17 protein-coding genes are annotated in these 12777 nt (G+C 71.3%); 9 read left to right on the plus strand and 8 right to left on the minus strand.

Going from position 1 to position 12777, the window contains the following annotated elements:
* Window positions 1-40 precede the first annotated feature (40 nt).
* The 4 genes from PS271_RS20440 to PS271_RS20455 all read right to left on the minus strand — a co-directional run bounded on the left by PS271_RS20440 (window position 41) and on the right by PS271_RS20455 (window position 2674).
* Window positions 41-517: a MarR family winged helix-turn-helix transcriptional regulator gene (locus PS271_RS20440; RefSeq protein ID WP_398386951.1), complete on the minus strand. Its 477-nt coding sequence runs from the start codon at window positions 515-517 to the stop codon at window positions 41-43.
* 98 nt (window positions 518-615) lie between these two features.
* Window positions 616-1380, minus strand: coding sequence for an AIM24 family protein (locus PS271_RS20445; protein ID WP_398386953.1), 765 nt, complete (start codon window positions 1378-1380; stop codon window positions 616-618).
* Window positions 1381-1385: 5 nt separating this feature from the next.
* Window positions 1386-2036: an AIM24 family protein gene (locus tag PS271_RS20450; RefSeq protein ID WP_398383580.1), complete on the minus strand. Its 651-nt coding sequence runs from the start codon at window positions 2034-2036 to the stop codon at window positions 1386-1388.
* Window positions 2036-2674, minus strand: a complete 639-nt coding sequence (locus PS271_RS20455) for an AIM24 family protein (RefSeq protein WP_398383582.1) — start codon at window positions 2672-2674, stop codon at window positions 2036-2038. The genes PS271_RS20450 and PS271_RS20455 overlap by 1 nt, the downstream gene beginning before the upstream one ends.
* A gap of 194 nt (window positions 2675-2868) precedes the next feature.
* Here PS271_RS20455 and PS271_RS20460 point away from each other — a divergent pair, with 194 nt between their 5' ends.
* Window positions 2869-3213, plus strand: a complete 345-nt coding sequence (locus tag PS271_RS20460) for a DUF3817 domain-containing protein (protein WP_398383583.1) — start codon at window positions 2869-2871, stop codon at window positions 3211-3213.
* Entirely contained in the window at window positions 3210-3506 is a 297-nt protein-coding gene (locus tag PS271_RS20465) for an MTH1187 family thiamine-binding protein (RefSeq protein ID WP_398383585.1), read from the plus strand. Before PS271_RS20460 ends, PS271_RS20465 begins: the two co-directional genes overlap by 4 nt.
* 81 nt (window positions 3507-3587) lie before the next feature.
* On the opposite strand, the gene PS271_RS20470 is transcribed toward PS271_RS20465, so the two are convergent.
* The 3 genes from PS271_RS20470 to PS271_RS20480 form a co-directional block, all read right to left on the minus strand.
* The gene (locus tag PS271_RS20470) at window positions 3588-3839 is read right to left on the minus strand and encodes a type II toxin-antitoxin system RelE family toxin (RefSeq protein ID WP_398383586.1); all 252 of its coding nucleotides are present in this window, start codon (window positions 3837-3839) and stop codon (window positions 3588-3590) included.
* On the minus strand, window positions 3836-4090 hold the full coding sequence (locus tag PS271_RS20475; RefSeq protein ID WP_398383587.1) for a type II toxin-antitoxin system Phd/YefM family antitoxin: 255 nt from the start codon (window positions 4088-4090) through the stop codon (window positions 3836-3838). The genes PS271_RS20470 and PS271_RS20475 overlap by 4 nt, the downstream gene beginning before the upstream one ends.
* A 131-nt stretch (window positions 4091-4221) precedes the next feature.
* Window positions 4222-5208, minus strand: coding sequence for an ArsR/SmtB family transcription factor (locus PS271_RS20480; protein ID WP_398383588.1), 987 nt, complete (start codon window positions 5206-5208; stop codon window positions 4222-4224).
* A 97-nt stretch (window positions 5209-5305) separates the two neighbouring features.
* On the opposite strand from PS271_RS20480, the gene PS271_RS20485 reads away from it, so the two are divergent.
* The 5 genes from PS271_RS20485 to icmA all read left to right on the plus strand — a co-directional run bounded on the left by PS271_RS20485 (window position 5306) and on the right by icmA (window position 9711).
* Window positions 5306-6523 carry an MFS transporter gene (locus PS271_RS20485; RefSeq protein WP_398383589.1) on the plus strand — a complete coding sequence of 406 codons (1218 nt, stop codon included), beginning with the start codon at window positions 5306-5308 and terminating at the stop codon, window positions 6521-6523.
* A gap of 31 nt (window positions 6524-6554) precedes the next feature.
* Window positions 6555-6932: a hypothetical protein gene (locus PS271_RS20490; RefSeq protein ID WP_398383590.1), complete on the plus strand. Its 378-nt coding sequence runs from the start codon at window positions 6555-6557 to the stop codon at window positions 6930-6932.
* 43 nt (window positions 6933-6975) lie between these two features.
* Window positions 6976-7497: a MarR family winged helix-turn-helix transcriptional regulator gene (locus PS271_RS20495; protein WP_398383591.1), complete on the plus strand. Its 522-nt coding sequence runs from the start codon at window positions 6976-6978 to the stop codon at window positions 7495-7497.
* A 56-nt stretch (window positions 7498-7553) separates the two neighbouring features.
* Entirely contained in the window at window positions 7554-7883 is a 330-nt protein-coding gene (locus PS271_RS20500) for a DUF3817 domain-containing protein (RefSeq protein WP_398383593.1), read from the plus strand.
* Window positions 7884-8010: 127 nt separating this feature from the next.
* Window positions 8011-9711, plus strand: a complete 1701-nt coding sequence (icmA, locus tag PS271_RS20505; RefSeq protein WP_398383594.1) for a coenzyme B12-dependent isobutyryl-CoA mutase large subunit — start codon at window positions 8011-8013, stop codon at window positions 9709-9711.
* A gap of 52 nt (window positions 9712-9763) precedes the next feature.
* Here icmA and PS271_RS20510 read toward each other — a convergent pair whose 3' ends face one another.
* Window positions 9764-10399 carry a TetR/AcrR family transcriptional regulator gene (locus PS271_RS20510; RefSeq protein WP_398383596.1) on the minus strand — a complete coding sequence of 212 codons (636 nt, stop codon included), beginning with the start codon at window positions 10397-10399 and terminating at the stop codon, window positions 9764-9766.
* A gap of 182 nt (window positions 10400-10581) precedes the next feature.
* Between PS271_RS20510 and PS271_RS20515 the strand changes: the two genes are divergently transcribed.
* A complete protein-coding gene (locus PS271_RS20515) occupies window positions 10582-11550 on the plus strand; it encodes a tetratricopeptide repeat protein (RefSeq protein WP_398383598.1) in 969 nt (322 codons plus the stop codon).
* Window positions 11551-12107: 557 nt separating this feature from the next.
* The gene (locus PS271_RS20520) at window positions 12108-12752 is read left to right on the plus strand and encodes a DUF6230 family protein (RefSeq protein ID WP_398383600.1); all 645 of its coding nucleotides are present in this window, start codon (window positions 12108-12110) and stop codon (window positions 12750-12752) included.
* Window positions 12753-12777: the final 25 nt, after the last annotated feature.

The following is a 12777-nucleotide window of genomic DNA, read 5'->3' on the forward strand; positions in this document are numbered from 1 at the left end:
GCGGGGTGGCGGAGCGGCGGGGCGGAGCGGCGGGGCCGGCTCAGCTGCGGCCGCGGAGCGAGCGCAGGTGCTGGGCCACCGGGGTCAGGGAGGCGTGCAGCGACTTGAGGTCGGCCTCGCCCAGGAGGTCGATGAAGTGCTCGCGCACCGAGGCGACGTGGTGCGGGGCCACCTGGCGCATCGTGTCCCAGCCGTGCTCCGTGAGGACGGCGTACAGGCCCCGGCGGTCCGACTCGCAGTTCTCGCGGCGGACCAGGCCCGCGTTCTCCATGCGGGTGATCTGGTGCGAGAGGCGGCTCTTCGACTGCAGGGTGGCGGTGGCGAGGTCGCTCATCCGCATGCGGTGGTCCTCGGACTCCGAGAGGTTGACCAGGATCTCGTAGTCGTTGTTGGTGAGGCCGAACGGCTGCAGGTCCCGTTCGAGCTGGTGCATCAGCAGGCGGCTGACGTCCAGGTGGGCGCGCCAGGCGCGCTGTTCCTCTTCGCTGAGCCAGCGGGTGCCGTTCTCGGTGTCCATAGACATAGAGGAATTCTACCTAAGAAAGTTGAAAGATTAACCAACGGGGTGCGGAGTGTGAGGTCACACGTTCGACGTCACACTCCGCAGAGTACCGCTCACAGCCCGAAGCGGCGCTGGAGGTCTCCGAGCTGGCCCGGCATCCGGGGCATAGATGGCTGATTCGAGGGTGTTGCGTGGGGGACCCCTTGCTGCTGGGGGGTCTCACCGGTGGGGATGTCGGCCATCAGCTGCTCGGTGGACTGGAGCAGCACCGTACCGGCTCCCACGAACTCGAACTGGTGCTCCTCGCCCGAGGTCCCGCCCAGCCCCGTGAACGCCCGCACGCCGCCCACCACGCCCCGCAGGTACTGGTGGTCGTAGTGGTGGCAGGGGGAGGGGCAGTCGGCCCAGCCGACGAGGGCCTGCGGATCCACCCGGATGGGCGGCTCGACAAAGACGACCGGGCCGTTGGAGGCCGCCACGAACTTGCCCGTGCCGATCAGCGTCAGGAACCCCGGCACGATCGACTGCTTGAGCGACAGCGACGGCTGGAACGCCAGCAGATTGCCCGACCGCACCGTCAGATTGCCGTCCTCCAGGTCGTAGGAGTTGACGTCGAAACTGCGGTCCGCGAGCAGCATCTTGCCCTTCCCCTCGGCGACCACCCAGTCCGCGGCGTGCAGCGGGGAGTGGAAGCTGTGGGCGATGAGGCGGTCGAGACGGCCGTGGCCGATGCCGTTGAAGTCGATGCGCCCGTAATAGGCGATCATCTTCCCCTTCTGGAGGAACCACTGCCCGTCCAGATCCACGCTGAAGGCGTACGGATTGACGTTGTCGTCCGACGGCAGGGTGTGCGCGTCGAAGACGACCGGACCGTTCACCGTGCTCACAGCTTCTCCTCCGACGCCTGAACGTAGACCGTGCCCTCGCCGGACAGCTCCAGCTGGAACGCCTCCCCGGAACCGCGCCCCACCATCTCGCGCCAGCCCAGGGCCGTGGAGAGCTTGTTGCGGACGTCGCCGCGGTGGGCGACGTACGCCTGCGGGTCCACGTGCACGGGGCGGCCGGAGCGGATCGGCAGCTCGATGACGCCGCCGTGGGCCATCACGGCGACCGCGCCGTGGCCCTTGAGGGTCGTCGTGAACAGGCCCTGGCCGGTGACCTGGCCGCGGACCATGCCCATCACGCCGCCCTGCGAGCCCATGAACATCGTGCCCTGCTGGAGGGAGCCGTCGAAGGCGAGCAGGCGGTCCGCCTCCACGTAGAGCGTCTCGCCCGCCAGCTCCACCACGTGGACGTGGTGGCCGCCGTGGCCGAACATCACCGTGCCGTTGCCCTCCACGGTCATCAGCGGAGTGGCCTCGTTGGCGATGCGGCGCCCGATCATGCCCATCACGCCGCCCTGGCCGCCGGTGATGCTCGGTGTGAAGGAGACGTCGCCCTTGTAGGCGAGCATGGCGCCGCGCTGGCTGAAGAGGCGCTGGCCGGGCGCGATCGTCGCCTCGACCATGCGGGAGTTCAGAGGCCGGAACGGCATCACACGTCACCTCCGAACGTCGTGCGCTCGCTGGGCTGGACGTAGACGAGGCCCTCGCCCTCGAAGCGGATCTGGAAGGCCTCGCCGGAGCCCTCGCCGATGAACGTGCGGAAGTTGACCCCGGACTGGAAGTGCTGCTTGAGCCTGCCGGTGTGCGCTATGTACGCCCCCGGGTCGACCTGGAGCGGCGTGGAGGGCGTCACCCGCAGGACGATCGCCGTGCCGTCCGACATGATCGCCGCCTGGCCCGTGCCCTCGACGGTCGTCGTGAACAGGCCGTTGCCCTGGGAGGCGCCGCGCAGGCCGGTGAAGGTCGTGCCGGTGCGCAGGGAGGAGTCGGCGGCCAGGAGATTGCTGGCCTCCACGTAGAGCGTCTCGCCGTGGAGGGAGACGAGGTTGATCTCGGTCGCCCGGTCGGCGAAGAAGCAGGTGCCGCGGCCCTTGACCTCCATCACTTCCATCTGCTCGCCGGTGAGCCGGCGCGTGACCATGCCGCGGAGGCCGTCACCGCCGCCGGTCATCTTCTTGAACGTCATGTCGCCCTCGTACGCGACCATCGACCCGTTCTTGGCCTTGACCGCATCGCCCGTCAGGTCGACGGCGAGGACTTTGCTCCCCTGGAGCCGAAACTGTGCCACGGGACGAAGCTAGCGGGCGGACTCGCCGGTCGACAGGCCCTCGGTCCCTGATCGGCCCCCGATTGCTCCCTGAATGACCCCGGATCCGCTGATCGGGATCCGGGCTGCAACAATGGACGAGCTTGTGAATGTCATCACAAGCTGTAGTCGTCCCGCCACTGTCCAGCCACTGACTCACGAAGGTGCGTACCCCCGTGGACATCAAGACCGCCTCCGCCCTGCGCCGGCTCCGCCTGGTCTCCGCCCCGGAGGCCGTTTCCTTCCTGCTGCTGATCGTCTGCTCCGTGCTCAAGCGCACGACGGACTTCAACGCCGTCCCGGTGATGGGCGCCGTCCACGGCATCCTCTTCGTCATCTACGTCCTCTTCTGGGTGGACGCCTGGAACAAGACCAAGTGGCCCGTGAAGACCGCGGCCCTCTACTTCGTCCTCTCCGTCCTGCCGACCGGCGGCTTCTTCGCCGACCGCATGCTGCGCCGCGAGGCCGAGGCGAGCGTCATCGCCGCCCGCGCCCGCAAGGAGGGCGTGGTCAACGCATGATCGTCGCTTTCTCGGTGTCGCCCCTGGGTGTGGGCGAGGACGTCGGCGAGTACGTGGCGGACGCGGTCCGCGTCGTCCGCGAATCCGGTCTGCCGAACCGTACGGACGCGATGTTCACGTCCATCGAGGGCGAGTGGGACGAGGTCATGGACGTCGTCAAGCGCGCGGTCGCGGCGGTCGAGGCCCGGGCGGGCCGCGTGTCCCTGGTCCTGAAGGCGGACATCCGCGAGGGCGTGACGGACGGCCTGACGTCGAAGGTGGAAACGGTCGAGCGGTACCTCGCGGAGGGCTGACCTCTCGGCTATGGGAACGGCCCGGTCCGGGAGCGTTTAGGCGCACTCCCGGACCGGGCCGTTCGTCGTTGCCGACGTATGTCAGCCGATCCTGCCGAGGCGGACGATCACGATCGTTATGGACTGATCGTGGATCTCGTACATGACCCGGTACGAGCCCACACGCATTCTCCGCAGGTCGGGTGAGCCGTACTCGAACGATCCTGCTGGCCGAGGATCATCCGCCAGCAGGTCTACTGCGCCGAAGACCTGGCTCAGCCCTTCGGGGTCGTCCTTGAGGAACCGGGTTGCTGCGTCGATCGCGGGCGGCTCCCAGATGATCTGAAAGCTCACTCACGCTCCAGGCCGAGTAGTGCGCGCACTTCCTCATGCGGGATGCCGGCTGTCGTGCCGGCGGCTTGCCGCTCTCGGTACTGAGCGAGTGCGAGCGCGTCCTCAATGTCGGCGAGCTCTTCCGGGTTGATCAGCACGGCTGCGGGCTGACCGTGGTCGGTGATCGTGATGCGTTCGCGGGCGTGCGAGGCCCGTCGGACCAGAGATCCGAAATGGGCTCGCGCCTCAGTGATCGGCAAGGTCTCACTCATGTACAGAACCGTACTCTTCGCGCGTCTTCGGAGTAGGCGGTTCGGAGAAATTCACGCAGCTCTCCTGGCCGGCTCCGCGTCCTCAGCGGCATCGTTAGCCGCCGGACGCCGCCCTCAGGGCGCTGCGACCTTCACACGTGCGCCCCGCCCGCCAGGGCTATCCCCAGTGGCGTGCGTTCGTACAGGACCTGGTGGCCCTGGCGGCGGGAGACCAGGAGGCCCGCCGCGCGGAGGACGGACAGATGCGCGGAGACCGAGGACAGGGCCAGGCCGTGGCGGGCGGACAGGGTCGTCGTGGAGGCCGGTTCCGTCAGGCCCGCCAGGAGGGCCGCGCGGTTGGGGCCCAGGAGGCGGACCAGGGCGTCCGCGGCCCGCGGGTCCCGTTCCGCCCACAGGCCGCCTATGCCGCGCGCCGGGTAGACCACCGTCGCCTGCCACGGCGCCTCGAAGCCCCCGATCACGTCGGGCCAGGCGAACACGCTCGGGACGAGCATCAGGCCGCGCCCGCCCAGCGACCGGGTGTGGTCGTTGCGGTGCCTGACCGTCAGCGTGTTGTCGGCCCACACCAGCGACGGGTGCAGGTCGGCGAAGAGCCGCTCCAGGCCGCCGTCCGCCAGGCGGCGCGCGTGGAACGCCACGTCGGCCTCCAGCAGCGCGCGCAGCCGCGGCCATTCCGGTACGAGCAGCAGGTGCCAGGCCCGCTCGAAGAGGGCCGTCAGCTGCCGGACCGCGCCCTCCGGGTCGGCCAGGAGCGCCCGGCCCGCCGGTGAGCCGGCCGCGCCCGGGGTGCAGGCCAGCGACCGGGCGAAGTCGGCCCGGGCCACCGCCGGGTCCGTGGCCCGGACGCGCGCCAGTTCGTCCTCGAAGGACTCCACCGGCCCCTCCGGCGGCGGGCAGAGGAAATCCGGGTGGTGCCCCCTGCCCGGCATCAGCAGGGACAGCAGCGTCAGGTCGAGCCCGGCCGCCGCCTCCCGCCCGCGCCGCACCCACGGCAGGTGGTAGCCGTGGCGCTCGGGGCGCAGCAGTGTGTAGAGGCACTGGTGGGTCTCCCACAGCGGCGAGATCCCGAACCGGCAGCGCAGCAGGTCACCGGGTGCGAAGTGCATGTGCAGCGGCATGCCGGCCACCCTTTCCGGCCCCCCGGCCCGCACCCAGTCCTTCGTCCGCAGCCGAAAGAGTACGGTCCGGGGCGCGCGCCTGCGCAGGCTGCTGGGCATGACATTCGCCGCCGAGTCCCTGTCCGGCCGTCCCGCCGGCTACCGCGCCGCCTTCGCCGTGCGCGAGTTCCGGGCCGTGTTCGCAGCGCACCTGCTCTCGCTCCTCGGGCTCGTCACCGGGGAGATCGCGCTGTCCGTCCTCGTCTACCGGGTGACCGGGTCGCCGCTGCTCAGCGCGCTGGCCTTCGCGCTCGGGTTCCTGCCGTACCTCCTGGGCGGGACCCTGCTCGCCGGGGTCGCCGACCGCGCTCCCGCCCGCCGCGTGCTCGTGGTCGGCAATCTGCTCTGCGCGGCGAGCGCGGCGGTGATGGCGCTGCCGGGCGCGCCGGTGGCCGTGCTGCTCGCGATGCGGGGCTTCAGCGCCCTGATCGGGCCCGTCCTGGCGGGTACGAGGTCGGCCACGCTCGGGGACGTGCTGGGCGAAGGGGACCTGTTCGTCCTCGGCCGTTCCCTGATCCGGATCGTGACGCAGGGCGCGCAGCTCGCGGGCTTCGCGGCGGGCGGGCTGCTGCTGACCGCCGTCTCCCCGCGCGCGGCCCTGCTCTTCACGGTCGCCGGGTTCCTCGCCTCCGCCCTGCTGCTGCGCTTCGGGACGCCCCACCGCCCGGCCCGGACCGCCGGAACAGCGGACGTCATCGGCGCCTCCCTGTCCGGCGCCCGGCAGCTCCTCGCGGACCGCCGCACCCGCGCCCTGCTGCTCCTCTCCTGGGCCCCGCCGCTCTTCCTCGTCGCACCGGAGTCCCTGGCGGCCCCGTACGCGGACGCGATCGGCGCCGGCACGGCCGGCGTGGGGCTGCTGATGTGCGGGATGCCCGTGGGGACGATCGTCGGCGAGGTGCTCGCGGGCTCGCTGCTGGGCCCGCGCGCCCGCGAGCGCATCACCCTCCCCGCGGCGTCCGTGCTCCTGCTGCCGTTCCTGCTCTACGTGCTGAGGCCGTCACTCGGCTGGGCCCTGGCCACCGTGGCGCTCGCGGGCCTGGGCGCGGCGTACACGCTCGGCCTCGACCAGTGGTTCGTCGCCGCCGTGCCGGAGGAGCTGCGCGGGCGGGCGATGACCCTGCAGACCGCGGGGACGATGACCGTGCAGGGCACGGGTATGGCGCTCGCGGGGGCGGCCGCGGAGTACGTCCCGGCGCACTGGGTCGTCGCGGGCGGCGGCGTGATCGGGACCCTCGTGGTGGGGAGCGTCGTGCGGCTTGTCGTAGGCTCTCGGTGATCCACGATCAAGGTTTGCAGGGGGAGTTGCCATGCTCGACGTGTTCACCGGCGGGACGAAGAAGTCCGGCGCTGACTTCGAGGTCGTCGTGCTCCGCGACTCGCAGGCGGCCGCCACCGCGATACGCGAGGCGCTGGCCACCGCCGGCGCCGAGGAGCGGCCCGGCCTGGAGCGCGCCGCCGCGCTGATCGCCGAGCACGCCGCCCGGCCGGAGCGCGAGGTCCGGGCCGAGTGGGTGCGCGGCATCCTCGCCGAGGCCGGGGTCGACGCCCGTACCCAGGAGCTGCACGCCATCAAGGCGCTGCGCAAGGCCGAGCGCGGGCTGAGCCTCGCGACGGCGGTGCGGCTGGTGCGCGAGGCCGCCGCCGTGGCCGCGGAGCCGGGCCGTCCGGTCACGTCCGGGATCTGAGATACCGCCGTCCGTGCAGTGACCGAACGGTAGGCTCGGGACCGTGCCCAAGCCGCTCAGCCTCCCCTTCGACCCCATCGCCCGAGCCGACGAGCTCTGGAAGCAGCGCTGGGGCTCCGTGCCCTCGATGGCTGCGATCACCTCGGTCATGCGGGCCCATCAGATCCTGCTGGGCCAGGTCGACGCCGTGGTCAAGCCGTACGGGCTGACCTTCGCGCGCTACGAGGCGCTGGTGCTGCTCACGTTCAGCAGGGCCGGGGAGCTGCCGATGTCGAAGATCGGCGAGCGGCTGATGGTGCACCCGACGTCGGTGACCAACACCGTGGACCGCCTGGTCGCCTCGGGCCTGGTCGCCAAGCGGCCCAACCCCAAGGACGGCCGGGGCACGCTCGCGTCGATCACGGAGAAGGGCCGCGAGGTGGTCGACGCGGCCACGCGCGACCTGATGGCGATGGACTTCGGCCTGGGGACGTACGGGGCGGAGGAGTGCGGGGAGATCTTCGCGATGCTGCGGCCCCTGCGGGTGGCGGCGGGCGATTTCGAGGAGCCCGCCGAAGAGGAGTAGCGCGGCCGGGCGGGGCGGCGAAGATCGGCCCGGAACGGCCGGTTACGCTCGTTGTCATGAAGAAGAGCGTCCTGACCCGATACCGCGTGATGGCCTACGCCACTGCCGTGATGCTGCTGGTCCTCTGCGCCAGCATGGTCCTCAAGTACGGCTTCGACACCGGCGCGAACGCCACCCTCGTGATCTCGCAGATCCACGGCGTGCTCTTCATCATCTACCTGGTCTTCGCCTTCGACCTCGGCTCCAAGGCGCGCTGGAAGTTCGGCAAGCTGCTGTGGGTGCTGATCTCCGGCACCATCCCGACGGCCGCGTTCTTCGTCGAGCGGCAGGTCGTGCGCGAGATCGAGCCCCTGCTGGAAGGCGCGCCCGCGCAGGCCACCGCCTGACGGCCACCCGCCGCGACCGCGCCGCGCCCCGGACACCCCTTGTGTTCGGGGCGCTCTTGCGCGACGATTTAGTAGGACGTCCTACTAAATTCGCGCAACGGCGCACGGAGAGGCAGACGAGACCACCATGGACGCAAGCGCAATCGAGGCGGGGCGCAGCCGCTGGCAGGCCCGGTTCGACGCCGCGCGCAAGCGCGAGGCCGACTTCACCACCCTCTCCGGCGACGAGGTCGCCCCCGTCTACGGCCCCCGCCCCGGCGACGCCTACGAGGGCTTCGAGCGCATCGGCTGGCCGGGGGAGTACCCCTTCACCCGCGGCCTGTACGCCACGGGCTACCGCGGCCGCACCTGGACCATCCGCCAGTTCGCCGGCTTCGGCAACGCCGAGCAGACCAACGAGCGCTACAAGATGATCCTCGCCAACGGCGGCGGCGGGCTCAGCGTGGCCTTCGACATGCCCACCCTCATGGGCCGCGACTCCGACGACCCGCGCTCGCTCGGCGAGGTCGGCCACTGCGGCGTCGCCATCGACTCCGCCGCCGACATGGAGATCCTCTTCAAGGACATCCCCCTCGGCGACGTGACGACGTCGATGACCATCAGCGGGCCCGCCGTGCCCGTCTTCTGCATGTACCTCGTGGCCGCCGAGCGGCAGGGCGTCGACCCCGCCGTGCTCAACGGCACGCTCCAGACGGACATCTTCAAGGAGTACATCGCGCAGAAGGAGTGGCTCTTCCCGCCCGAGCCCCACCTGCGCCTCATCGGCGACCTGATGGAGCACTGCAGCCGCTCCATCCCCGCCTACAAGCCCCTGTCCGTCTCCGGCTACCACATCCGCGAGGCCGGGGCCACGGCCGCGCAGGAGCTCGCCTACACCCTGGCCGACGGCTTCGGGTACGTGGAGCTCGGCCTGAGCCGCGGCCTCGACGTCGACACCTTCGCGCCCGGCCTGTCCTTCTTCTTCGACGCCCACGTCGACTTCTTCGAGGAGATCGCCAAGTTCCGCGCGGCCCGCCGCATCTGGGCCCGCTGGATGAAGGAGGTCTACGGCGCGACGTCCGAGAAGGCGCAGTGGCTGCGCTTCCACACCCAGACGGCCGGCGTCTCGCTGACCGCCCAGCAGCCGTACAACAACGTCGTGCGGACGGCCGTGGAGGCCCTCGCCGCCGTCCTCGGCGGCACGAACTCCCTGCACACCAACGCCCTCGACGAGACCCTCGCCCTGCCCAGCGAGCAGGCCGCGGAGATCGCGCTGCGCACCCAGCAGGTGCTGATGGAGGAGACCGGCGTCGCCAACGTCGCCGACCCCCTCGGCGGCGCCTGGTACGTCGAGCAGCTCACCGACCGCATCGAGGCCGACGCCGAGAAGATCTTCGAGCAGATCAAGGAGCGGGGCCTGCGGGCCCACCCCGACGGGCGGCACCCCATCGGGCCGGTCACCTCCGGCATCCTGCGCGGCATCGAGGACGGCTGGTTCACCGGCGAGATCGCCGAGAGCGCCTTCCGCTACCAGCAGTCCCTGGAGAAGGGCGACAAGCGGGTCGTCGGCGTCAACTGCCACCACGGCTCGGTGACGGGCGACCTGGAGATCCTGCGCGTCAGCCACGAGGTGGAGCGCGAGCAGGTCCGCGTCCTCGCCGGCCGCAAGACCGGCCGGGACGACGCCCGCGTACGGGACTGCCTCGCGGCCATGCTGACCGCCGCGCGGGACGGCTCCAACATGATCGAGCCGATGCTGGAGGCGGTCCGGGCCGAGGCCACGCTCGGCGAGATCTGCGACGCCCTGCGGGACGAGTGGGGGATCTACGTGGAGCCGGCCGGCTTCTGAGTTCCCGTCCCTCGGACTCCCTCCGCCGGGGGAGTCCGAGGGATCGTGCGCGTCAGCGCCGGAGGCCCGCGCCGAGCCCCGCCACCAGCATGACCGCGAACTCCCGCGCCCACTCCGGCCCCACCGGCTCCGCGCTGACCAGCGTGCGGTGCACGACCGCGCCCGCGATCACGTCGAAGATCAGGTCGGCCGTGCGGGCCGCGGCCGCCGGATCCTCCTCGCGCGGGAGTTCCCCGCGCTCCTGAGCCCGTTCCCGCCCCAGCAGGACCAGCCGCTTCTGGCGGTCCACGATCGCGCCCCGGATGCGTTCGCGCAGGGCGTCGTCGCGCGTGGACTCCGCCACGACGGCCATCAGCGCCGTCTTCGTCTCCGGCCGCTCCAGCAGCGCGGCGAACTGGAGCACCACGCCCTCGATGTCGGCCTGGAGGCTGCCCCGGTCGGGGAGTTCGAGGTGCTCGTCGAAGAGCGCCGCCACCGCGTCCACGACGAGCTCGCTCTTGTGCGCCCAGCGCCGGTAGAGCGTGGTCTTGGCGACCCCCGCCCGCGCGGCCACGTCGCCCATCGTCAGCTTTCCCCAGCCCAGCTCGACCAGCGCGGCGCGCGTCGCGTCGAGGATCGCGCGGTCGGCCTCGGGGCTGCGCGGGCGGCCGGTGCGGCGCGGCGCGGGGGAGGAGGCGGCGGAGCTCATGGCACCGGACCCTACCGCCGAGTAGAACCAAAGGCGGGAGGGGCTTGCGGAGGGGGAGGGGGGTGCAGTTACGCTACGGCTCGTAGCGTAAGAGCGACAACCACGGACGCCGGGTGGGGACCCGGTGTCGATACGCCACCGCTATTTTTCCGGTTCGCGCGCGGAAGGGGGAGGATGGGCGCATGCAGCCACGGAACATGTCCATGAGTGGAGTCGTCGACCTCGCCGCGGTGAAGGCGGCCGGGGAAGCCAAGCAGAAGGCGGAGCAGGCGCGCGCCGAGGCCGCCCGCCGGGGTGCGCCGCCCGCCGCCGCGGGCCGCCTCGTCTTCGACGCCGACGAGGCCGGCTTCGAGGCCGAGGTCCTGCAGCGCTCCGCCGAGGTGCCCGTCGTCATCGACTTCTGGGCCGACTGGTGCGAGCCGTGCAAGCAGCTCGGCCCGCTGCTGGAGCGGCTCGCGGCGGAGTACGCCGGCCGTTTCGTGCTCGCGAAGGTCGACGTCGAAGCCAATCAGATGCTCTTCCAGCAGTTCGGCGTGCAGTCGATCCCCGCGGTCTTCGCGGTGGTGGCGGGCCAGGCCCTGCCGCTGTTCCAGGGCGCCGCGCCGGAGGCGCAGATCCGCCAGGTGCTCGACCAGCTCGTGCAGGTGGCCGAGCAGCGCTTCGGCATCGTGGGCGCGCCGGTCCAGGCTGAGGCCGCGGAGGAGGGCGAGCAGCAGCCGGAGCAGCCCGCCGGCCCGTACGACGGCGCGCTGAGCCTCGCGCACGAGGCGCTGGACAAGGGCGACCTGGGCGGCGCCGTCCAGGCGTACAAGAACGTGCTGGCGGACGACCCGGCCAACCCGGAGGCGAAGCTGGGCCTCGCGCAGGCCGAGCTCCTCCAGCGCGTCCAGGGCGTCGACCCGCGGGCGGTCCGCCAGGCCGCCGCGGACGCCCCCGGCGATGTGCAGGCGCAGATCGCCGCGGCCGACCTGGACCTGGTCGGCGGCCACGTCGAGGATGCTTTCGGCCGTCTGATCGACACGGTCCGGCGCACCGCGGGCGAGGACCGGAACGCGGCCCGCGTGCGGCTGCTGGAGCTCTTCGAGGTGATCGGGGCGGACGACCCGCGGGTGAGCGCCGCACGGACCGCGCTCTCTCGCGCACTGTTCTGACCCACATGACTCAGCGGCATCGCTTTACCAAAACTTGGTAGAAGCGGCCTCCGTTACTGCGAGTAAGAAAAGCCCGGGCTTTCGCCCGGGTTTTTCGCGTATCCGCCCTTCTTTCCGGACACGGTGGGCCGACCTCTCCCCACCCGCCGATGCAGTCCGGACGCCCCGCGGTTATCCGCTCGTTACTCGCTAGTAATGAACCTCTTGTGCGGCAGCCGCGAATGCACCACGATCGGCCAAGCTCGGTCCATTCCTCCAACCCGGCAGCCGGCCGGCGTCGGGGGATGGGTCCCCACCGGGCGGACCGGCCCCCCGCGGGCCGGTTCAGGGACAGGGGGGTCCCGGCCGCACTCCGGCAGGGCCTGTCCCGGAGGTTGCGCGAAGGCGTGGCCAAGTGGTTGTCGCTCGGGGGTGATCGCCGGTGTTCCCGGAGGCGTTTCGCGTCGCCGGACGGCGGCGCTCTCCTTCCCGAGGACGTAGCACGTCTCCCATCCCCGGGCACGGATCCGCGACGCGGAGCCCGAGCCGGAGATGTACGTCCGAGAAGGAGGCAAGTCATGGAGTCTCAGACCCGCGGTGGGACCAGATGGCGGCGGTTCGCCGTCGTCATGGTGCCGAGCGTCGCGGCAACGGCCGCGATCGGGGTCGCCGTCGCGCAGGGTGCGCTGGCGGCGTCGTTCAGCGTGTCGGGCCAGCAGTTCCAGGTGACGGCGGGGAAGCTGCACGGCAGCGGCTTCGTCCAGTACGGCGCCATGGACCAGACGAAGGCGGGCGGCAAGCCCGTCGCGGTGGTCGGCATCGACGAAGCGCAGATCACCAAGCTCTGTCAGGCCGTCACGATCCCCATCCCGCTCACCGACAAGAAGGTGTCGATGAAGCTGGAGGCGGGCGGCGGCGACAAGCAGGTCACGGCGTCGAAGCTGTACATCGACGCCGAGGACATGAAGGCCAACGCCACGTTCAAGAACGTCGACATCGGCGTGTCCGTGGACAACACCACCAAGGGCCCCGGCCCCGCGGGCGCGGGCAAGAACGGCGAAGGGGCGCACGTCCCCGGCTCGTTCGCCCAGCAGGCGGACGAGGTCTGGTTCGACAGCGTCGACCAGAAGGCCTGGGCCACCTCGGCCGGAACGTTCACGCTCCCCGGTCTGCACATGGGCGTCAACATGGGCGAGGCCCAGTGCGACGTGCCCAAGGGCTGACACGCTGAACGGGCCGGTACGGGGC

The organism is Streptomyces sp. SCA2-17, from assembly GCF_044336695.1.

What these genes read in the sequence shown, in the direction of transcription:
- PS271_RS20440 (WP_398386951.1), bottom strand. Translation starts at nt 517, where the DNA reads ATGGACACCGAGAACGGCACCCGCTGGCTCAGCGAAGAGGAACAGCGC.
- PS271_RS20450 (WP_398383580.1), bottom strand. Translation starts at nt 2,036, where the DNA reads ATGCCGTTCCGGCCTCTGAACTCCCGCATGGTCGAGGCGACGATCGCG.
- PS271_RS20465 (WP_398383585.1), top strand. Translation starts at nt 3,210, where the DNA reads ATGATCGTCGCTTTCTCGGTGTCGCCCCTGGGTGTGGGCGAGGACGTC.
- PS271_RS20475 (WP_398383587.1), bottom strand. Translation starts at nt 4,090, where the DNA reads ATGAGTGAGACCTTGCCGATCACTGAGGCGCGAGCCCATTTCGGATCT.
- PS271_RS20480 (WP_398383588.1), bottom strand. Translation starts at nt 5,208, where the DNA reads ATGCCGCTGCACATGCACTTCGCACCCGGTGACCTGCTGCGCTGCCGG.
- PS271_RS20485 (WP_398383589.1), top strand. Translation starts at nt 5,306, where the DNA reads ATGACATTCGCCGCCGAGTCCCTGTCCGGCCGTCCCGCCGGCTACCGC.
- PS271_RS20490 (WP_398383590.1), top strand. Translation starts at nt 6,555, where the DNA reads ATGCTCGACGTGTTCACCGGCGGGACGAAGAAGTCCGGCGCTGACTTC.
- PS271_RS20500 (WP_398383593.1), top strand. Translation starts at nt 7,554, where the DNA reads ATGAAGAAGAGCGTCCTGACCCGATACCGCGTGATGGCCTACGCCACT.
- icmA (WP_398383594.1), top strand. Translation starts at nt 8,011, where the DNA reads ATGGACGCAAGCGCAATCGAGGCGGGGCGCAGCCGCTGGCAGGCCCGG.
- PS271_RS20510 (WP_398383596.1), bottom strand. Translation starts at nt 10,399, where the DNA reads ATGAGCTCCGCCGCCTCCTCCCCCGCGCCGCGCCGCACCGGCCGCCCG.
- PS271_RS20515 (WP_398383598.1), top strand. Translation starts at nt 10,582, where the DNA reads ATGCAGCCACGGAACATGTCCATGAGTGGAGTCGTCGACCTCGCCGCG.
- PS271_RS20520 (WP_398383600.1), top strand. Translation starts at nt 12,108, where the DNA reads ATGGAGTCTCAGACCCGCGGTGGGACCAGATGGCGGCGGTTCGCCGTC.